Here is a 21,272-nt window from a genome sequence, read left to right as displayed (position 1 = left end):
TACTCATGCCCACCAATTTTCCGCCGTGTGATAGTTTTTATCCATTTCCCGGGTGAGCGCCTGAAGATTCTCGGGCATGTCTTCATCATCTTCCACGGGCAGCGGAAATCTAACTTTCCAGAGTTGACCGCCATCCAACAGGCAAAAAGCCTGCCCTTTTGGCAATGAGGTTATGTGTCCGGGCTCCAGCATCGGTACACGGAGCATTGAGATCCGGTCCTGGGTATTAGACGTGAAGTCCACACTGGACTCGGTGTCTGAGGAATCACTCGCGCCAGATACCGTCATGATCTGCGCAATTTCAACTTCAGGCAGTTGATTGGTGAGCAGCTCAGCTGTTTCCTTTTCCTTGACCCTCAGCATAATCAGGTTGTTGAAGTTGCCTTCCACCTGGCGGGCCTTCGCGGTATTCCCCAAACGAGCCTCGATGTCGCCCCGGGACTGCGTATAGGCGGTAATTTGCATGCCGCTACCGCCCGATTTATTGACCATGGGGAGGAATTCGTCCCCCATCAGTTCATTGAACTCGTCTGCATGTAAGCATACTTTGGGCATAACGTTCGCCTTGCCTTCGAGCATTCCATGTTCGAAGCCGTGCTTATAGATAGATCCACAGACGCTGACCAGGTCTGAGAACATTGAGTTGCCAACGGCTGAGGAGATTTCTGTGTCCGTCATGGCATCCAGACCTATATAGACAATACCTCGCTTACGAATGATCTGCGTCCAGTCGAAAATCGGCCGGTCATCGTCGACATCGAAGTAGTCGGGTGCCAGTAGCTTGCCAATTCTGCCTGTGGTGAGTTTCTCAAGAAGGGGCAAAAGACTCGCTACCAGCTTGTCGAAGTACGTTTTGTCGTAGCGTAAGGCTGAAAGCAGTCCGTGCAGGATCGGATCACTCACCTGCATTTGCTCAACATATTTCCTTAAAGCCTCGGTTCGCGGATTGGCATGTTTAGCCATGCGGGGATTGGATCTGTATTGCCGTTCGGCATCAGCGGTCATCGCATTGATGTCTTCCATCCAGCCTTCATCACCGTTCATTGGCAGCCACCAATCCAGGTACTGATTGAAAAGAGGCTCAATGTCCGTCACGTACCGGAGAATGTTGTTGTAGTCCGGGCGCATTCCCAGGGAAACAAGCGCACGAGCGACAATATTAATGAAGCGCCACGCAAACTCCTTGAAAGCAGCACTGTTTCCTTCTGACGACAGCTGACCAGAAATGCGGCCGGCAATTTCAGTGATACGCGAAAAGTTACCGATAGCGTTGTAACGAGCACTGATCTCCGGGAAACCGAGGTGAAACATGTAAAAATCGTCTGTTCTTCCTGTTCGCTTCGCCGCCATATACATCCTGGTCAAAAGCCCAGGATCTGACTTTGGGTCGAATACGATGACGGGCCCTTCGTTACGGCGAATGTCCTGCTCAATCAGAATTTCGGCGAGGCGGCTCTTACCGACTCGGGTCGTTCCCATGCAAAGGGTGTGACCGACGCGCTCTGACATGGCCAGAAGCACTTCTTTTTCGTTGAGTTCAACCGCATGGATAGCCGGATTCCCGCCGACAGCCGGGTAAGGTCGCACGGGATTCAGTGGATGATCTTTACTGGTCAGTTCCGCAAGGAAGCCTAATCTGGTGTGCTCTATTCTTCTCTCAAATTCCCGAAACCAGGCGTTGATTCGGGACGGCCTCGTGTATTTGGCGAATGCTGGAGCCATCGTATCTTTCAAGCGCTGGGTATGGTGCTGACCCCAGCGAAACCCCTGCCCCAAATAGAGGTGTTGCCGATAGCAAGGAATCTGGCGCGATGACATCTCAAATCGTGGCAGACGCTTGAGGTTGCGCTGATATCGGGTAACCCGTGTTCCCTGAATGAAGCGGTATACAGCAAACGCGGTTAAGACCGCCGCCGAGGTGTAGCCAACACTCGGTGTCATCATCAATGTGGAGGGTGATAGCAGGCAGATCCCGGCCGCACCAATGCTGACACTCATCGACCAGTATTCCACCGGCGGCCTGAGCAGCCCTTCAAGTGGGTAATTGGCCACTAGCGCATAACTCCATCTCGATCCAGATAGAACGGGTAGTGTTTAATGTTCATGTATTCAGCGAAACGGTCACCGGGCATGGGTTGAAGCGTAATACCCTCGCCTGCGATGGACTGTAGTTCGTTCATCTGGGGAATTGTCTGTACGTTTACAACAAAGCCCACGGCATTCTTTGATGCCAGGAACTGGCGGTTTTCCTTAAGCCAGTTCCGGGAAACGGGGTCGTACCCAATCAGGAACATGGCCCGGGAGACCATGTGGTACGGGACATTTCTGGCTTCTTCATCGGTCACTCTGCCGATTGATAGCGATGGCGATGACACGGGAATGTGTGAGGTCATAAACCTGCGCCCTTTCCGCTCTTGTTGCAGCTTTTGCAGTTGGGCCCGAAAGTCTGCTTTCTGGGGCAGAAATGGCTGCGCAGACTGTCCACCAAAGTCACCGATGACCTCAAGCTCGTGGACTCCTGTCAGTGCTTCAGGGCTCGCTTTCGGGCTTGATGCCACTGTCGCCGAGCTCATCATCAGACCCAAGAGAAGCACGCTCAGATGTTTGACCATAGTTTCATAACTCTCTCTCGGTAGTTGGCAGCAATTCTTTTATCCAATGGCTTCTGTGCGGGTCTGTGATAACAACCAATGGCAAGATCCCAGGAATTACACTCCGGGCGTTCGTATTGCTCCCTCAGGTGTGCGGCTGACGCTGTCAGGTTCATGTATGGATCCAACGCATCCCACAGGTCACTAAAACGATGGCGATGCCAGCGCCAGTTCATCTGTCCAAGACCGACATCGAACTGGTAATCACCGGATTCCACCAGCTGTCGTGCAAACCGATAAGCCGCGGCTCTGTTATGGAAAAAATGTGGATTGCCCCGGTGGTTAATGGTCCAGGGCCAGGGCAATACTCTGTTGATATGCTTATTGGTGCTGCGGCTTTCATTCAAAATGATCGCGTAAAAAAGCTTTGCAGGAACATCTTGTTCTTCTGCGACCTGTAGATACATTCCAGGTATGTCTGAAGCGGCACTCGGGCCACTAATGAATAGAAGCAGTAGGGTTAGCATACGAACGAGGCTCATGCTTCAAACCTCACTCGTAATCCCGAATCTGACCGGTCTCAACGTCCATCACTTTGACGGCCGGCAGGCTGGAAAGGTCGACACCAAACTCCGCCGCTTTTCCGGACTCAAAGTTGAGGGTCACTTTCCGGGCTCTAACGATTTCCGGATCAATCTTCATGTGATTCGCCCAATGGCCGATGGACTCGGCTGTGGCATCACCGGCGAACCAGATATCAAGCCGGGCGGTTCTCGAGACCGAGGCACTGACTTCGTGAAAAAGGTCTTCGCAGTCCTCCAGGCAATCATCCGTAACAAAAAAACCAATGTACTGAGTCATTGAGTTGTACTTTCTGTTCCAGTCTTCAATCCACTCTCGGTTGTCGATCACAGGTTGAGTCCCTAGCAGCTGTTGAGCGGCTTTCTGGCGCTCGACCTCAAACGCTAACTCCAGCTCCATTCTTCGGGATTCGACCTTCATCCAGATCTCGGCATACCGGGCACGCTCTTTGGGATCGGTCTCAGACACCCCCAGAGCGGTCAAGGGATCAAGGCCGGGCGACCAGACACCCCTTGGTCCACTCATAATCTGCTTGTACTTTGTCCAATCTCTTTCTTCGAGCATCCACTGTTTGGCGAGACTTTTCTCTTCGTTAGTAAGGGCGGCTGGAGAGTTTCGATCCACACTAGACGATGAACTGGTATCAATCTGAGAGCTTCCGGAAAATGCCGAAGGCGAAACCTGAGCCTGAACCATCGTGGATAACACCACCGCTGACGAGATCAATATCGCTTTGCCAAGATGCATGAACCTATCCCCCGCACCCCAGGTCAACGGATTCGACAGGTAGTGTCTGGCCAGACTTAGGCACACTGAGGTCGGATACCAGCACTGGTTTGTCACAACCCTCAGGCTGAATCGGTTCAGGTGTCAGGTTCGAGATGTAGTAGCCATCGTCTGACCACGCAAAATAGCCACGCTCGTACCCAACGGCAGCGTTTGTTCTCACCAGCTCAATATGTGAACTTTGCTCAGAATCTCTAATGTCTGGCGCAGACTGATCGTTTATAAGGATGTCCCCGCCGACGAACAGAATGAATGCTGATACCATTAAAATTGGTTCCATGCTTCACTCCACCGCCAACCGGCGTGTTTTACTTCCAGACTTGAATATCGCCTCATTTCCTACGGCACCTTGTAGACGCCAGCCCTGGTAATATTCACCGGTCTGTAGTGGGATCCATCCACCGTTGCGATCGCGAAGAACAACATACGGCTGACTCCCCCACATATCGATTGAGGCAACCGTTGCACCTTCCAATGAATGGTTGAGTTGAGGCTGAGGAGCCGGAGCGGCTACTTTCTGGACGATGGTTTTTACAACCGGGCGATCATTCAGGATTTTGACCTGCTTGCCCATGTTGTCGATATCCTGGCGATGTTCATCAATAACCTTTTTCTGGGTATCGATGACGGTTTTAATACCTCCCAGCTCAACTTGGATGTCCTCGATCGCAACCTGCATCGTTCTAAGATCCCGCCCGAATTGCTCAATCGTTGTCACTCTTGAACCGTTGACCTGAACGATCGACTGCGTGTCCGACAAGTCTTCAGCGATTTCATTGTCGCGACTCGCGAGGGCAGACAGGCTTTCTTTGATATCGCTAATCGACTGACTGACGTTAACTTCGCCTGTTACTTGCTGGAACCCGATATAGCCACTAGCAACGAGTGCAGCCAATGAGATGGTTAATGCGGACGCTATGAGAAACTTTCCGCCGCCTGGATTCGATTTACGACTCTTTTGGTTCGGCTGTTCTGAAACGGGAATGGGTTCCGGTTCCCCGCGAGACTCGACTTCCGGTTGAACAAATATCTCTTCAGGCAAATCCAGAGTCGGGTCTTCAATACCTCCACTATGGACCGTGGCAGACTCAGAAAGTCCAGCTTCTGCGAATTCATCATCAGACGCCCCTTGGTCAACCCGATCTCGACGTTTACCACCCTCAATGGAGCGAATAATACTTTGACCCAGCTTCGGCATTACTGATTCCTCGCAACCAGGTTTGACGCAAGTTCAAATGCAACTTTCCGGTGCACAGGGTCAACGACAAGTTCGAACGCCTCACCGGAGAGAGTGGTCAGCGCTTTGTCGAGCGTCATTGGTCCTATTTTTCGATGGATTGCTGGCAACGGGAGGTTGAGCAACGCTTTAGCCTCTTCGCTTAACACCGCCGCATCCGCCAGGACATACCCGGAACGTGCGAGTAAAAACTCAACGGTTTGTCCGACAGAGCTGACTGATTGCGGAATGTTAGTGCGGACCACGACCTTTAAGGGATTCAGTTGATCTGCCGGCGGGATATTCTTTACATAGCTGTAGCGGCCCGTTTGAATCCGCTCGACAGTTTCATCTGGACTTCCCGGGTGTGTGTCTGCCTGTGCGAATGAGCTCAAACAACTCAGAGCTAGGGCAAGTGAGATTGATTTCATTAGAGTTACCTCAACACGGTTAAGCAGACTCACGGTAACTCGGGGATGGGCATGTCTTTGCTTTTTTAGGTCAGGGCCTGTTGACCTATTCGGAGGGTTATAAAGTAGTTAAGGGCGCGAACGAAATTGCTGAGGGGAGATCAATCAATGATCTCCCCTCATTAAATAAAGACTGGGCTCAGCGAAACCCATATTTGGAGACTGATCCGGAAATGGGGCGGCGGGATCGTTTTTCCCCTAGTTTTTCGTGCGGGCCTATAGCACTCGCACGGCATAGCTTCGCTACACAAAAGCCACTCGGCGTTTGGCGTCATCATCATACAAGAATCGCTTGCTTGCTGACCGAGTTTCCAGCATCGAGAAGGTTGTATTGTGAACGCTAACCGGACTCCCCCTACCCTGCTTCGCAGGTGATTCTGGTTAGCGCTCAAAATAGTGCAGGTAAAAGCAAGATTGCCTGATCCGATGCCGGGTTGGCACAATGGAGGTGTTGTTCAGAATAGCGAAGGGACTCTTCGCAGATAAGCCCGTAGGCTGCGGGTGATTCAGGAACTATTACAGAAGCCCTTCCGTTTTTCAACTAAATAGCCAGCTCTCGCAGCTCAGCGATTTCATTTTCTGATTGCTCAATTGAGTCTGCCATTGCCTTCAGCAAGCGCAAGTTCGCATTGAGATAGATAATCTCCTCCTCCAGAACCTTCAAGTGACGCACCTCTTCGCGATCGAGACTTCTGAGGTAGTCCTGGATGGAGACTGCCGCAAGTCGGACATACTTCCGATCCCGTTTGCTCGATCGAAACCGCCAAAAGTATTTTCTTGTCGTTCCGTCTGATCTCGAGCTGATCGCCAACTCAAAGTTATCACCAAAAATAGTCGCGAGATCATCCCCAATCTCTGATGCCCTCGCATCCAACTGTGCTCGGAATTTCTCGATCTCGGCCTTGTAGAGATTACGTCGAGCACCACTATTATCCTTAAAAGGTATTAGTAAATTTATATTTAAAGAGTCGGCCATCAAATTTCTGCCCCTGATCCAACCACTGATAACCGGTTCTGATCCAGCTACAGGGCTGGTTATGATCCAGGATCAGTCCGGTTCTGATCCAAGTACCTATCGAAAAAAGGCGCCGAATGAAGGCGCCTTAATAATTACGTTTCTCAAGCACTCATGCCGTTGCAGTAGCTTCCTGTTCGGCAAGAACTCGGTCTAGTTCTGACTCCAGATCAGTCAAGCGAGGATCCTGTAATTTTCCTTTCGCCTTAGGGTGTCTCGTCAGTTCACCGCCAAGCGTCTGGAGCCTTTTAACCGGTAACGTCGGGGCATTATCCGATCTTGTACTGCCTTCAAGATATCCGATCTCCAAATCACCCATCAGCTCTTTCGCTTTTTGCGCTCGCTGATTGTTTGCAGCCATATCGTCCCGGGTCACTCCGGTATGGCGATACCGATAAACGAGGTGCAGGACTCCTCTTACTCTTTTCTCAACTCTAGCCAATGTCTGGAACTTCTCCTTATTCGGAAGCAAGCCAATGTGATTGGCCAATAGAACACTCAGAACAATCTGATCAACCTTCAGCAACTGGTACACCAACTGAAACCCCAACCTTGAAGCAAACCGCACTGGAACTACTGCTGGATTCTTACTCGCGACATCTGGCAGACGCATTGCAGGTGGAATGTTTTCATCAATGAACGCCTTAATGTCTTTCAGTTCTTCATCCAGATCCTCGGAGAGGTGCTCGATGCCCTCTTCAATCTGAGCGAAGTGATAGTCAGCGTAGGGGTCGTCCTCTCTGATAGCCTGCTCAATGGAGCGAACTCGAGAGCAGAAACCAGGCAAGCCCAGAATGCCGTGACGATTCTCTGTCTTTTCACGGCCTTGCCAAAGCCTTAATGCTGGCCTTGTGGCTAACTCGATTTCGATATCCTGTGTTGGAGCAATCGATGCCATTTTGCTTTTTGCTTCTTTCGTCATTGTTCTATCCTCAAGCGCAGATTCGGGAGGCATTGCTGTGGGCTGTTGCAGCAACTTGTTCGATGATTTGGACTTCACGGTAAATCTGCGAAAGCGGGATTCCCGTGCTTTTAGCAACGACAAGCATGCGCTGACGCTTATCGGCAATCGTTATATTGGCTAACCATGCATCATAAACTTTGCGCTGTTCATCGAGAGTCGTAGCTGGAAGGCGCCCTTTCACAGTCGGAACATTCAGGAATCGTTTTCGGCTTGCAACCTGGGTGCTTCGAAGTCCAAACAGCTCAGCCATCATCTCTTTGCATGCGCCTCGACGAAGAAATTCATCGATCATGACATAGCGCTGTGCTTCCCTCGCTTCTATCTCAATGATTCGCGTCAGCTTAGACACATCAACGGGAAACCATTTGAGATTAGGCACGTCCCGGACGTAATTTTCTGAGATCGACTGGATCTGATCAGCCTTCAACTGATCCAAAGCCTGCATCGCTTCAAGCGATAGGCCCAGATCTTCTTGTAACCCGAAATCCCCTTCACGGCAGGATTCGAGTGCGCTAACCAAAATAGTGGAAAGAAACCTTGAAGATTCAGTTTTGAGTTTTACATTGGTGGCCACGACGTTTTCCCCTGTGTCGGCTAACCATGGGTCATGGCTGTTAGAAAAGCTAAGCCCGGGCGCAGTTATTCGCCACGGAACCCTTCTTTTCGAACACTAGAGGAGACCTCGGAACTCGAGAGCAGCATCCGTACTTCAGAACAAACTCTATGCCATGTTTTTCCGACATGATTAGCCCGAAGAGGCTTTGTGTCAATTTTTTTCGACTTATTTAGAGTTTAAAAATTTATTGAGACGTTTTTTTTAGACATTGATCACGGTTGTCAGGCATGCACAGGCCTGGCAAGGTATACGTAACACCAGCCTTCAGACTAGCCTGCTCGATGTTCGCGAAACTTTGCCAAGGCGCATGATGGCTTTCCACGGCGCCCTCGGGCGAAATTTATATGGCGACCCGCCCTACCCTCACCAGCCGCATTCTACAAATGACAGCGATCTTGGTCCGATCTAACCAATACAATTAGTCATATGACTAAACGCTGATGATTAGGCCTTCCCACAACGTGAAGTTTTATTTGTTAGTCACGTGACTATAATGATGGGCAAGAATGCTACCCCACTCGGTTGCAACCCATACCTACACGCAAAGGTCGGTCAGGATGGCTCATTTACCGCTTTTAACGGACGCCGAAGAGGCAATCGACTACTACAAATCCCAACCACACTTCTCTTCTGACCCTATCACAGCCCACGTCATTCGGATTCTGGTCCAGGATGGATACAAGAACAGAGACATCCGTGAAGCCCTGGGTATTGAGAAGGTTTATACAGTTACTCATTTCATCAGAGTCAGCCAGGCTTTAACCGATGGGGAAATGGATCTGTGGTTTAACAATCCTGATCGAATTACCCTTGGTCACCTTCGTGCCATCGCAAAGCTCGATTTCCCAACACGTGAGAAGCTGTTGAGAAAACTCTTAGTAGCCCGCTCCCCTGTCCATGAATTTGAATCAATAGCTCGTGGGGATACGCAGGAAAAGGATGTCGATATTGCTCGGTTTGCCAGCACAATGAGTGAAGTGACCGGCCGCCCCACAGACATTCGATTCAACAAGAAGAGAAAGAACGGAACCATCACTCTGAACTTTTATGACCTGGATGACCTGGATGATCTGTGTCGAAAACTGGGTTTTAATCCATCGGAGTACTTTTGATCTCTCATCTCAGATCCCGAATTCCTCACGCTTTATTCCCGGGATTTAACGGAAATTCTTCCCCCGTTTTCTCTCCGGTTCCGCCGTTAAAGGAGGAAAAAGTTTCCCTGATTTCTCAGCTATGTTGCCCAAAAAGCCGGAAACTTTTTCCGCACTTTTAAAGGCGATCCATAAACATACCCTTTTAATTTCAAGTGGTTAGGGGTAAAGAAAAGCCGGATTCCCGCGGCGGGAATCCGGCTTTTTGCTAAAAATTCCCGCAACGGGAATCTCCGGGATTTCCTAGCAATTCCCGTCGCGGGAATTGCCAGAACCTCAATTGCTCTCGTTAAGTTCAACCCCTAACGTCTTTGTCAGAAACTCCACAATCTTCGAGAGAGATTCTTCGTCCGCACCATCAATCTCAAACTTTGTGGTCCCCTTGTTAGTGATGCCATGCTTCAGAAAACGATCACCTTCAGGCGACTTGTACAGCACAGGAGCTTTAGCTTTTGGCTGGGCTTGCCTAACTCGAACAGAGCTTTTAAGCGCTTTGATAACCTCCTCAACACCCAGCGACTCCCCACCCTCTTTCATCGATTCTTTGCGAAGCTCTAACAGCTCATCCACTTTGGCTAAAAGGGATCTTTCATTCTTCTTTCTCAGCTTCGATATCATCTCTCCATAAGAAAGAGGCATATCAGAGGGTGATGGCAGAATGCGCACAAACTTTTCATCAAGCTCAACACACGCCTTGTATCTGTTGATATTTGACGAACTAATACCCTTAGCGGCCCCCAACTGTGTCCAGTTGGCAAACTCGCCATCATTAATTTGCCGCTCCCAGGCTTTCGCTTTTTCGAAATAACTAACATCCTGGTGCTTGTTCTCAATAACACTCAATTCACGTACGTCGGCGTCTGGAACGTCCCCGACGAGAGCCAGGTACGGCTTCTTGGCAAGCACAGCCGCCTTTAACCGTCGAGAACCTTCAATGAGCTCAAAGCGACCATCTTTTTTAGGCCTTACAGTGCCGGGGAACTGCTGCCCTTGTTTTCTGATAGATGGAAGAATGTCTCTCAGTGAAATCTCATCAAGAAACTCCTGAATGCGCTCATTTTCCGGAGAAACATCGATTTTGGATGGGTCAATTCTCTGAAGCTCGAAAACCACTTCCTGCTGAGTAACAGGCATTGTCAATACAATAGGCTTGCCCTTCTCCTCAGACTCTTTGCTCTCAAGAAGGCGGAGAAGCTCTTGTTTCTCTTCCTCAAACTTTGATGTAGCTTCTTCAAGCGCCCGCTCGGCTTTAGCCTTCTCCTCTTTCAGCGATTCTGTAACAGAAATTGGGCGTCTTTCCCCCTGCATCGCACCAAGAGCTGGCGATGGACGCCTCCTCTTACGAGTACTGGATGACGAATCCGTTTCTTCACCCCCACCAGGGAGAAGCTCATCGATATTTCCATACTTGTTAGGCTTAACCATCTTTAGGCCTCCTTATCTGACAAGCGGTTGGCTCTCTTAAGGTCATCACGAGCAAGATCCGCACTAGACATAATTTCGTCGATTTTATCCAAGTGTGATGAGCGCAAGGCATCCTCGAAACAAGTTTCCCAGACCGCATCATGCATTTCTTCAAAGAGCCGATCGAACATCTCTATCGTTTTCTTCAGTCGTTTTCGGTTATCTGACTCAGCGGGGTTCTTCTCATAGATGGAGTAAGTGCTGGTATTGGCCTTCCCTATTTCATCCGAGGCGTGAGCCTCCGTAGATAGGACATCACCTCTCTCAACAGTAAAAACGCGACGGATTATTTGCCCCATAAAGTGGGCGTAGCTTGATCCGCTGTATTTTGTGATGAAATAACGCATATCCGGAATGTTCGGATACATTTTTTCTTGCTTGTACATCTCAGCAGTCTCCGCAACCAGGCCTGCAAACTGAAGCGTAGAGGCAAAGTCCAGCATCGCAGCTGGTGTCGGGACGAAACAGACATCACAAGCGCTTACAACATTCAGCGTTGACAGGTTTAGTGAGGGGGTACCATCAATGATAATGAAATCGTAGTTTTCACCCACTTCCAACAGGCCGTTTCGTAATTTCATGATGCGATCCAACATTGGTACGTTGGCTTCATTCATCACGGAAGGCATCAAAAGATCAATATTGAGGTTTTGAAGGCAGGCAGGAATGATATCGATGTTATCCCAGTAGGTTTTCTGAATTGCATAGTGCAAAGACCTCGAAGATCCTTCCGGGTGGCCTGCCTCGACTAGAGCTTCATCGTCTTCCAGAAAAAAAGGGGCGACAGTGTTTTCGTAATGAACATTGTCATCAGGGCGTTTGCCAAAATAGAAGCTCAAAGAACCTTGGGGATCGGTATCCAGAAGCAAGCAGCGATACCCGCGAATTGCGAGGTACTGTGAGAATAGGTGGCAGGTCGTTGTTTTCTGAGACCCGCCCTTCAAATTCAAAATTCCAGCAATCGCAGCAGACGAACCCTCTGGTTTCCTGGGGGCGGTATTGAAGACACGTTGCATATGGTTGATATGGTTTATGGTGTAACCGGCTCGTACCTTCCTCGCCGTATCGCTGCGATATTCTGGTTCAGGCAGGCGACCATCTTGCTCAGCAGCATAGAGAAGGCCTACACTAATTCCTGCTAACTCAGCAGCTTGCGTGGTTCCATATCGACGCTGTTGAACCCTATCATCAACCTCACTCTCCTCAAGCCAGGTCAAGTCGTGCTTATCAATCTGAGCTTTCTTTACAAGGCCAGGGATCTCCTTCATGATTTTTTCACCGCGCGCGACGACCGTATTGATCTTTTTCAGCGCAGCTTCGAGGTAACTTTTTTCCGAATCATTGTCAGCCATATTGATACCCTTCCTGATTATTTGACATCCAGAATACATGTAGGATAATCATAGTCTAATGTTACCGAATGCCTTTGAAAATGCCTTTTTGGTGACATACACAAAACCAAGCGATTCATTGATAATTTTGGCTCGTAAAATCCGACGTTCGATATCGGAATACCGGACACTTAGCTTGACGCGGAAGGGCACATGGACAGGAAGGTTCTCAAACAAAAAGAAAAGTCTCAGCTGAAGCTTGATCTTTTCGGGCTGGATCCCTTAATAGATCAGAATTACAGCCATTCCTTCGAGATCTATGACACCGTAGGAAAATTCGAGTACGACAAAAAGAAGAAATATCGGCTCTCAGCTGCTGCGGATGACACTGAGTTCGTGCGGCAAACGGAGTACAACGGCTTAATCATTAATGTTTCGGTCACCGATGCAAACATTGAACGCATTATGCCCGATGGCACAAAGAAAAGAGTCTTTGTGCGACCTGGAGCCAGAGAAGAGATCATTGAAGACGTACTTCGAAAGCTCGCCACAGAGAGAAGGGCAGAAGCCTATGAAATTACCTCGGGTGACAGCAAGGGACAGCAGTTAGTTGGAATTGAGTTCAGCCTTTATGAGGTCTATGAAGAGCTCAAACGGATCAATAACGGTAAGGTTCAATATTCTTACTCCGAAATCCGTGAAGCAATCACCGTACTAAACCGGGCCCATCTCCAATTCGATGCCGAAGATGGCTCCATCAGTTTTTCGGCACCGTTCCTCCCATTTCTAGCCTTCGCAGAAAAGGCCACGAAAGGTGAGACCAAATCCTTTGTTTGCTTTCATCCGATGGTGACCAGCATCATCATGACTGCAAACTACCGTCGCTATAACTACAAAAAGGCTCTTTCTTTTAAGGGACAGTACACACGTTTGATTTATAAGCGGCTGTGTAATCGCTGGATCCAAGCCGGGCCGGGGAACCCGTATCGCGTCAAACTTTCAACCCTGGTTGCCGCCATGAAAGCTCCCTACAAAAACCTCTACCAGGATAAAGCGCTCCTGCAGGACATCCTTGAAGAGCTTATCGCTGAGCGGGTGATTGAAAGCTATGAAGCCACACCAAAGAAGATAAAAGCCAAGATCGTCGACTGGCTGTTTGAGTTAAGAGCTACGAATGAGTTTGCAAAGCAGCAAGCGGCCAGTAACAAAACAGCAAATCGCATTGCTGGAAAAGCACAGGCCCAGATCTCAGACAAGCGAGATCATCAACAGGCTGACGAAAAAGGTTGGTGGTCAGAAGCGAGGGCAGGGCAGGGCGACGACTCAGTCCAAGATATCGATCAGATTCCTTTCGATGAGTAAAGCCTAAGACTCCATCAAGTAAGCCCCTTACGAAACCACCAGCACAAAAGCCTCTCCTTGCCTTTTCTATCTCAAACCATAGTTTTTTGGCTTTAAATCTTGTCTATCCCAGCCTGCAGTATTTCCTGAAGAACCCACTTCTATCTCAAACCCAAGCAAACGGCTAACTACCACACGCCTCCTTTCTCAAACCCTAGTACTCTGACCCACCTAATTTAAACTCCTATCTCAAACCTGAGTAACCTTTAGGCCAAAAATCGAGCAATTCAGGAATTTTTTAATACGAAAAACACAATACTAGGGTTTGCCATAGAGTTTGTTCCTCAGGGCTTGTCCCTTGTCGCACAAGGGATTGGAGGCATGCCTGTCTTAGAGTCACCATAGCTTGCTCGCTAGGCTCAGATCCCAGGAACACTAAGGGCATACGTTTACTATCGCTTGATTTAAAAAAGCATTGAAGTGTCCGAGAAGAGTTTGCTGAAGCAAAAAAAATAACTGGGGGGATTGATCACTAAATAGAAGGGAAAAATACTTTAGATTTTCAAGAAAATCTCTATCCTATTGTTTTATATTGTTTTTTTGTATTTTTAAGGAGGCTGTCGAACCATAGCTAAAGAAAACGCTCGAACTGTTACTAGGGTTAGAGATAGAGAATTACTAGGGTTTGAGATAGAGGTCAAAAATATTACTGCGGTTTGAGATAGAAGTTGATAGATTGACGGTGCTCAGGCAACTACTAAGTAGATTTTTGTGGACAAAGCTGTGTATATCATGTTTATAACCTGTGGACAGGAATGTATAAATTTGAGTGTTTAGGGTTTGAGATAGAAAAACACTAAGGTTTGCCCGAGCAATTCACTCTGTTTAAAGAGAGCGGTTTACTCTGGTTACACGCAGCAAACTACTACGGTTTGTCATAGCAGTTTCTACGCTAAACCGTTATCCCACAAGGCCTACAGGCCCGATCGCAACAAGGTCTTCCGTAGCACTACCGTTGTTAACCCGTTATTAATCCGTTTTTGTCTTTAATAATCAGAGAAAAAAACTTGTCAGCTTTTTTCTTTAACCCGATCTACGATCCAGAATACGACGCAACAAGCTGCAACATTTTCTGACATGATCAATTAAAGAATTTTCTCAGCAGGGCAGGGGAGCAGAAACAGATGACAACTAAACGTTAATCGGAAACAGCCGCTCGGGCTCTAAGAAAATGAAACAGGGCCGTATGCAAAGCACGAGTGGTATTGCAGTTCCAGAAAGACTGCAGGTCCATCAACAATTCCGTTGACTCACAGATATAGTAGCTTTTGCTAACACCATTCCTCTGAGGGGCAATGGGCATCAAAGAGACACGATGCTCAAAGGCCCAGGCTACTGCAGAGTCCAAAAGCTGGTATTGGTAATCGATGGATTCATCCTTCGCGCAAAGCATCTTAACCAGCCGCTGATCTTTTGGATCAATCTTCAAAGTGAATGGGACGAGTTTCGGAATAGCCACATCTGACTCTAGGGTAGGTGGTTAGATGCCCAATTTTCTAACACCAAGCTATTACGTTCACTTCGTTTTGGGTCATCTTGATTCGACCCTTTTTAGTACAGGTTTCAATGGGGTTCGATCAGAATCACTCTGCGGAGGACTCTATGTTTAAACGATTGATACCGAAAGAACTAACTAGCTCACCAGAACCCAAAACACCTGAATACGCAGTAGCCCTTTCAGGTAAGGATCTATTAAAACAGCCAAAAAGGACTGAGCTTATCTCGAGGGTCAAGAGATTGTTCAGTGTCACGGAGCAAGTGTGGAACAAACACTATCTTTACGCTATTGAGCAATTCGCCGAGCTAGTCCAGGAAGTCCCAGCCTCCGAGATCCATCACCATTCAGAGTCAGGCGGATTAATCGATCACACTCTGGAAGCACTCTACGCAGGCGTCCGCATATCCCAGGGATACATCCTGCCACCCAACGCGGAACCAGAATCTATTGCGGAGTCCGCGGACCGTTGGCGATTCGCAGCCATGATCGCAATACTCTCTCACGATTTAGGCAAAATCGTTACTGATATCGAAGTGGTCTACCGGTTACCTGAAAAACAATTTCAGATTTGGCACCCTTGGTATGGAAACATCCCACCAGGTGCTGCGTACCGTTACCGGTTCAGAAGAAAAATCGAGAACACACGGCTAGCCAAGACATTGCATGAGAAATCAGCGATGTCGCTACTACCAAGACTTCTCACCAAGGAAGCTGCCACCTGGCTATTCAAGGATCTAGAGTTAATTTCACAGTTGTTTAGCACAATTTCACATTCTACTTTTGGAGGTCAGGTAATCGCAGAAATTGTTCGTGCTGCTGATGGGGCAAGTGTTTCAAAGAACGTTGGTGCGAATACCGGCAAGAAAGCTGACCACACAAACACAGTCCCACTCTATGAAAAGCTCATCGTTTCACTCCGTAAACTGGTTAACGATGGCGACCTCAAGCGAAACAAACCAGGCGCCGCAGTTTGGGTTACCGATCAGGATACCTGGGTGGTATCTAAGGCAACAATGGAGGCAGTACGAATCCAACTGATCAACGAAGGTCACTCCGGGATCCCCAAAAATGTTGTCACTCTTTTCGGCATTCTGAATGACCACGACTGCCTTGTTCCAAATCCCGATGGAGATAGCGTCTGGTACGCTGAAATCAATGACCACGGAAAGAATTGGCAGCAAAAACTAACTTTCCTGAGATTTAAAAACGAGATCATCTGGCCAACAAGCCAGCCAGACATGTTTGATGGCACTGTCACGCCAATCGACCGTAATGGTACCCCCTTGGAGATATCTCGGGTCGTTGAACCAGATCCAGAGGCAGGGGAAGGCCACTTGGATCACCTGCGCATAGAAAGCCATAACAATGAGCACAATCAGAAAGCACCAAAAGTAGCCACCGGTCCTGTCACTTCAAAGATAACTACGGCTCACAAAGAGAAGGGCGGTGCGGAACCTGAAGAGGCCAAGGAAAAACAATCGCAGGCTCGAGCTCAACCAGGAAGCAAAGCTCACGGTTTGACCTCAGAGAAGGCTGTAGAGCACTGGAAGACCAAACGTGAAGTGCAGGAAGATATTTTGAGAGAAAATGACTTCCTGGCCTGGTTATTGAAAGGCATTGCCCGCCGGCAAATTCGGGTAAATGAGCCTAAGGCGCCTGTCCACATCCTTGATGGCCACGTCGCACTGGTCACTCCGGCAATTTTTAATCTCTTCCTCGATAAGAACTCGCTAAAGAAACGCCTGTACGAAAAGAGAGCAGGGGATAAGCGGGTTTACACAGTTCTCCAACGAGAACTGGAAGTTTTGGATATTCATCAGAGGGGAACAGATGGACAAAATATCGTGACCGTTTCAGTGGAGGGCCAGCGTTCAAAGAGTGAACTGAAGGTCTACTTACTAAATCGAGCCTGTTTCCCATCCTTGAGAGCCTTTGCAGCTAATCCTGCGATCAAAATTCACCTTTAGTGGGGGGGCTTGCATTTGGCCATCGTGTGCTGAGGGGAGGGGAGAATAGTAGCGATCGCTGGGTGTAGTTCGTATAGGCCCCGGAAACTAGCTCCCAAAGATTGGATTAACCACTTTCCATGATGGACTGACGAAAAATTCTGGCGTATTGTTTTCAATGTCATATTTTTACGACACTGATCACTAATATCTAGAATTAGCGCTGGACTGTAACCGGCCAAGGCAACAAGAACGAATCTTATAATGGTCGTCATGGAAAAGGACAACACCGAGCAGTTCCAGACCCCTGGATCGCGCTTGGAACATCTTCTCGCTCAGATTGGCTTCGAAAAAAATCGAGGGAAAATCACTGATCTCCATAGCTATCTGGTTCAAGCAAGCCCAGAGCATTTTGGAGACCTTTCCTATGGCGCTGTCCGTGGTTGGTTTTCCGAGAATGCGCCACCGATGAGGAAGATCGGTCACGTTCTTGATGCACTTAAAAAGAAATATCCGATCAATTTTGACGAAAAACACCTGAAAACCTGGTGGAAAGTCGGCGGTTTTTACCCATTCCAGTCAGCCATCTCACAGGAAGAGCTCAACACCCTGAATAGTCAAGCGAAGGTGAAGCGAGAGAAAGCTGCCTATGTCGTAATGTCTCTGATTCATGAGGAAAGTGGAGATTCATTCAACGATCTCTCTACAGACGAACTGGATCGGATCAGCCAGATAACGAATGCGTTCGTCAATGACTTTACGGATCCTTACCAAACCAACTGTCCCAACAGCTACATCAGAGCAATTATTAGAGACCAGCTCAGAAACTTAGAGTGACAGATACATCACTTGGTCATATATTAGACAGAATCGTATTGCTTCAAGTTGAAAGGGTGGCTACCGACCTTCAGCTGCCTTCTCACTGGTGCGCGGTTGTTAGGTAAGTTTGTGTCTCATTATTCTTGAGGCTAGGTTGACGATATAAAAATCAAAAGAGTGATCAGGGACGAGTTATGAAAATGGAATTGGTCATATTTGCCAAAGGCAAGATGGATCGCGGAGATCGGGTGCTGCGGTCAACCCTCAAGAATTTCAGTCTATACGTCGTGGCACTGCTGATTGCTGGTTGTGGCGGAAGCGGTGGAGGAGACTCCTCTTCGAAAAATGAACAGGAAAGCCAGCCAGTCACAGTTCAGGCCCCCAAAAATCTACAAGCTGATTTCGGTGACGGGGAACTTTCATTGACCTGGGATGAGGTTTCGGGCGCGGATTCATACAATATTTACTACGCCAATGAGCCCGGAATCAGAACTGAAAATTATTCGTCCTATGATGGAGGAACCTGGCTGCGAGATGTTTCGTCACCGTTAACTATTACTCAGTTGAGGAATGGTGTTGGCTATTTCGCCATCGTTACAGCTGTCAGATCAGGAAAGGAAAGCTCCTCAAGTGGTGAAGTAAGCGCATTGGTTCGTGACCCTGACGCAGTGATTGCCGGTCGCTATAAGCCAGTCAATATACGTGGTGACGTCATATTAGACACGGTCAACGCACTTTACTGGAAGCGATGTTCAGTTGGTCAGGAATGGAATTTGAAGGACCAAACATGTACCGGCATCCCTCAAGAGATGAATTGGTATGATGCCGTAGAAAACTATGGAACTTGGGCCGACATCGAGAGTTTGCCCGCTGAATACGTGGTCGACCTGAAGTTGCCGCTACCAAGCGGAGAGTGGCGGTTACCGACGATTGATCAATTAGCGACCTTGCTGTACTGCTCAACCGAGCGACCTCAAAAATTCGGCCCTCTCAATTATTGCGAAGGTCGGGATTATCAAAAGCCAACAATTGTCTTGGAGGCATTTCCCGATGCACCACTTTATGATGTTTGGTCCGGTTCGGTTGGAGGAGAGATAGGCTCTGGACTCGATCTTGACGCCGCGTGGCGGGCTCATTTCTGGAGTGGAGGCTACACCTATAACAGCCGCTCAGGCTCTATGAATGCTATCCGGTTGGTGCACCCCCAAGAGTAAGGTTTTGAGAGACTTTAACGTAACCGTCCGGCAAACCCATCTTAAGCCAGGCGCTGCGGCCGTCAGGATAGTTTCCACTTATTTTTAAGTGGACACTTAATATGACCAACATAAGCGTAACCAAGGCCTACCAAAAACGTCGTCGTTACTCCAAAGAGCTATCGTCGCCGAATGTCTGAAGCCCGGAGCGTCTGTTTCCCGGGTGTCGCTGGATAATGAATTGCCTCAACGCCAACATGGTCCGACTCTGGGTGAGTGTAGATTCCTTGCGGTTCAGCTCTCTGAAAGACCGCCCGTCTGTTCTTGGGGAATCTGAAATTTGTCAATCAAAGACCGAAGAAAAGCACGCTCATTCTCCAGTCGTGAATTGTCGCCGGACAGCGATACGTTACGAGCCTTAATTGCAGAGAGCTTTTGTTGCCATTCTCGTTTTTCGAGCTGGTGCGAATCGCGTTCTTTAGAGAGACGTTGCTCGACCTTCTTAACTTGCTCTCTGAGGGATGCTATCTGCTGCTCCCTATTGACGACTTCGGACTTCAAGCTTTCAACTTCGCCATTGGCGGCTTCCTTTTCGATTACTTGCTGACGTATCTTTTCCTGTAGAGATTCGCTGCTTGAACGGGCTGCTTCCAGTTCTGCTGAAAGGGCACTGTAATCTTCACTGCGTTTATCCAGCTCTTCTTTGTATATCTTGATTTCCGCCTCGTGATTCTCCTGCATAGCCTGGCGCGCGATGTTGTTGTCTTTAATGATGATTCTCATTTCGTTGTGAGCTTCGGCCGTTTCAGATTCCTTCTGCTGTATTACTGATTTTGCGGCTTCTAATTGCTCAGCTTGTTGGATCACTTTCTCCTCAAGTCTGGCGAGCTCTACTTCAAGTTTTTGACTCTTATCGCGACTGAGATCCCTCTCCGCAATAGCTTTTTCGAGCTTTGCTTCAAACTCGTCGATTACTGACTGCTTGTCCCCGAGCTGGCGCTCCAAACTGCTTACCAGAGTAGCTTTTTCTTCTAGCTCGGTATTGAGCTGTTGGGTTGCTTGTCGAATTCGTTCTTTGGACTGCTCATCCAGCTCAAGGGCAACCGGCCTGAGCATGTTGACCAGCTTCAGTGTAAGGGGGTCGTCTTTTTCGGCGCTGTAGTCCGTCGTATGTCCCAGAGCTTTCAGGAAGTAACCAATTTTCGCGATGGATCCTTCACCAAGAATTTTGCGGACCTGGTAAGGGTTGACTGGTGTATGGGTGCTTTTTAGCTCAGCCACAGCTGATTCGACGGCTGATTCAGTGATTTTGGCTGGTCTTGGCATGATAGTAAGTCTCCACACAGAAAAAACGATCAAAAACAATGAATTAGTGAATTTTCAGCGTTTGATCCCTGGCGCTCTTCGAATTTCCGGTATTCATCTTTGGGTATTGCTATGAATAGTATAACGAAACGAACGAAAAGAAACACGAAATAAGAAAAAGTCACACTTTTATGTTAAAAACCAAGATTCGATAATAGAAGGTTATCGCATCTTGATGCTATACTGGGAGAGTAGGGTGGCTAAGTCTTGGTTTTTGGGATCGGGTCATCCGAAACCACGATGAAATGAAGCAGGCAGGTAAAGAGCAGTTCGAATATCCCTGGCACCTGGTTACACAGCAATGAAGAAACTGACTGAGCTAGATGCCAAGCTGTATGACATTCAGCGGGGTACCTTGTCGGTTCTGATTACTGGGGTACGGTGGATATTGATACAGTCAATGGAGAGCTGCTGATGGAATTAACTTGCTTCGAGAACGGATTGGAACAGCATGCGAATGCTATTCGCGCGACCATTAGACGTTTTGGTTTACACGTCCGGCATGTAGATGGTCTCAGCTATACGGTGGGTTTTGATAAAATTGGGTTTCCGGAACTGCTCATTGAGACCGCTCCGGCTGCACATGCGGAGGAGTTATTTCTGACCATGTACACAGCAGCCAGGTATCGGCTTCGTAACACTGATCATTGGCACACCTTAGCCGGAACGCTAGATCCAAAACCTCTGTTCTTGGATCTCCCGGAAGACCGTAAAAGGCAGGTTTTCGTTGATGCAAGGACCGGTTACGGACATTGGGATTTTCGGGCCAATCTGGTGCAACTCCCTCATCAGAGTGGCGGCCTGTGTCGGGCCTTCTGAATGTTACAAATTGAAATTCACTTGCGGACAAGTAAGCGCAGCGGG

18 protein-coding genes are annotated in these 21,272 nt (G+C 48.4%); 6 read left to right on the top strand and 12 right to left on the bottom strand.

Annotation, left to right across the window (positions count from 1 at the left end; genetic code table 11):
• Positions 1-3: 3 nt before the first annotated feature.
• From traD to QPL96_RS12905, 9 genes are all read right to left on the bottom strand, one after another.
• Positions 4-2,052 (bottom strand): type IV conjugative transfer system coupling protein TraD, encoded by a 2,049-nt coding sequence (traD, locus tag QPL96_RS12945; protein WP_041657475.1) that lies wholly within the window; start codon positions 2,050-2,052, stop codon positions 4-6.
• Positions 2,052-2,573, bottom strand: coding sequence for an integrating conjugative element protein (locus QPL96_RS12940; protein ID WP_303287817.1), 522 nt, complete (start codon positions 2,571-2,573; stop codon positions 2,052-2,054). Before QPL96_RS12940 ends, traD begins: the two co-directional genes overlap by 1 nt.
• 23 nt (positions 2,574-2,596) lie before the next feature.
• Positions 2,597-3,133: a transglycosylase SLT domain-containing protein gene (locus tag QPL96_RS12935; RefSeq protein WP_303287765.1), complete on the bottom strand. Its 537-nt coding sequence runs from the start codon at positions 3,131-3,133 to the stop codon at positions 2,597-2,599.
• Positions 3,134-3,143: 10 nt separating this feature from the next.
• Positions 3,144-3,869 carry a TIGR03759 family integrating conjugative element protein gene (locus QPL96_RS12930; RefSeq protein ID WP_303287816.1) on the bottom strand — a complete coding sequence of 242 codons (726 nt, stop codon included), beginning with the start codon at positions 3,867-3,869 and terminating at the stop codon, positions 3,144-3,146.
• A gap of 373 nt (positions 3,870-4,242) precedes the next feature.
• Positions 4,243-5,157, bottom strand: a complete 915-nt coding sequence (locus QPL96_RS12925; protein WP_303287764.1) for a hypothetical protein — start codon at positions 5,155-5,157, stop codon at positions 4,243-4,245.
• Complete coding sequence (locus tag QPL96_RS12920; RefSeq protein WP_303287763.1) at positions 5,157-5,606, bottom strand: PilL N-terminal domain-containing protein; 450 nt, start codon at positions 5,604-5,606, stop codon at positions 5,157-5,159. Before QPL96_RS12920 ends, QPL96_RS12925 begins: the two co-directional genes overlap by 1 nt.
• A 580-nt stretch (positions 5,607-6,186) precedes the next feature.
• Complete coding sequence (locus QPL96_RS12915; RefSeq protein ID WP_303287762.1) at positions 6,187-6,621, bottom strand: hypothetical protein; 435 nt, start codon at positions 6,619-6,621, stop codon at positions 6,187-6,189.
• Between the two features lie 151 nt (positions 6,622-6,772).
• Positions 6,773-7,582 carry a PFL_4669 family integrating conjugative element protein gene (locus QPL96_RS12910; RefSeq protein WP_011783538.1) on the bottom strand — a complete coding sequence of 270 codons (810 nt, stop codon included), beginning with the start codon at positions 7,580-7,582 and terminating at the stop codon, positions 6,773-6,775.
• Positions 7,583-7,592: 10 nt separating this feature from the next.
• The gene (locus tag QPL96_RS12905) at positions 7,593-8,198 is read right to left on the bottom strand and encodes an STY4526/YPO1902 family pathogenicity island replication protein (RefSeq protein ID WP_303287761.1); all 606 of its coding nucleotides are present in this window, start codon (positions 8,196-8,198) and stop codon (positions 7,593-7,595) included.
• Between the two features lie 599 nt (positions 8,199-8,797).
• Here QPL96_RS12905 and QPL96_RS12900 point away from each other — a divergent pair.
• Entirely contained in the window at positions 8,798-9,352 is a 555-nt protein-coding gene (locus QPL96_RS12900) for a transcriptional regulator (RefSeq protein WP_303287760.1), read from the top strand.
• Positions 9,353-9,667: 315 nt separating this feature from the next.
• Here the strand turns inward: QPL96_RS12900 and QPL96_RS12895 are convergent, their stop codons facing one another.
• Both QPL96_RS12895 and QPL96_RS12890 read right to left on the bottom strand, forming a co-directional pair.
• Positions 9,668-10,816: a ParB/RepB/Spo0J family partition protein gene (locus QPL96_RS12895; RefSeq protein ID WP_072678419.1), complete on the bottom strand. Its 1,149-nt coding sequence runs from the start codon at positions 10,814-10,816 to the stop codon at positions 9,668-9,670.
• A 2-nt stretch (positions 10,817-10,818) separates the two neighbouring features.
• Complete coding sequence (locus tag QPL96_RS12890) at positions 10,819-12,207, bottom strand: AAA family ATPase (RefSeq protein ID WP_227663915.1); 1,389 nt, start codon at positions 12,205-12,207, stop codon at positions 10,819-10,821.
• A 192-nt stretch (positions 12,208-12,399) separates the two neighbouring features.
• Between QPL96_RS12890 and QPL96_RS12885 the strand changes: the two genes are divergently transcribed.
• The 4 genes from QPL96_RS12885 to QPL96_RS12870 all read left to right on the top strand — a co-directional run bounded on the left by QPL96_RS12885 (position 12,400) and on the right by QPL96_RS12870 (position 19,064).
• The gene (locus QPL96_RS12885; protein WP_011783533.1) at positions 12,400-13,548 is read left to right on the top strand and encodes a RepB family plasmid replication initiator protein; all 1,149 of its coding nucleotides are present in this window, start codon (positions 12,400-12,402) and stop codon (positions 13,546-13,548) included.
• A 1,641-nt stretch (positions 13,549-15,189) separates the two neighbouring features.
• Positions 15,190-17,052, top strand: a complete 1,863-nt coding sequence (mobH, locus tag QPL96_RS12880) for a MobH family relaxase (RefSeq protein WP_303287759.1) — start codon at positions 15,190-15,192, stop codon at positions 17,050-17,052.
• Positions 17,053-17,295: 243 nt separating this feature from the next.
• Positions 17,296-17,868, top strand: a complete 573-nt coding sequence (locus QPL96_RS12875) for a hypothetical protein (protein ID WP_303287757.1) — start codon at positions 17,296-17,298, stop codon at positions 17,866-17,868.
• Between the two features lie 176 nt (positions 17,869-18,044).
• Positions 18,045-19,064: a DUF1566 domain-containing protein gene (locus tag QPL96_RS12870; RefSeq protein WP_303287756.1), complete on the top strand. Its 1,020-nt coding sequence runs from the start codon at positions 18,045-18,047 to the stop codon at positions 19,062-19,064.
• 273 nt (positions 19,065-19,337) lie between these two features.
• Here the strand turns inward: QPL96_RS12870 and QPL96_RS12865 are convergent, their stop codons facing one another.
• Positions 19,338-20,369, bottom strand: coding sequence for a hypothetical protein (locus QPL96_RS12865; protein ID WP_303287755.1), 1,032 nt, complete (start codon positions 20,367-20,369; stop codon positions 19,338-19,340).
• A gap of 420 nt (positions 20,370-20,789) precedes the next feature.
• Between QPL96_RS12865 and QPL96_RS12860 the strand changes: the two genes are divergently transcribed.
• Positions 20,790-21,227 (top strand): hypothetical protein, encoded by a 438-nt coding sequence (locus tag QPL96_RS12860; protein ID WP_127334557.1) that lies wholly within the window; start codon positions 20,790-20,792, stop codon positions 21,225-21,227.
• Positions 21,228-21,272: the final 45 nt, after the last annotated feature.

It is taken from the genome of Marinobacter sp. SS8-8 (assembly GCF_030540945.1).
GTDB lineage: Bacteria > Pseudomonadota > Gammaproteobacteria > Pseudomonadales > Oleiphilaceae > Marinobacter.
This window is presented reverse-complemented; position numbering and strand designations above follow the sequence as displayed.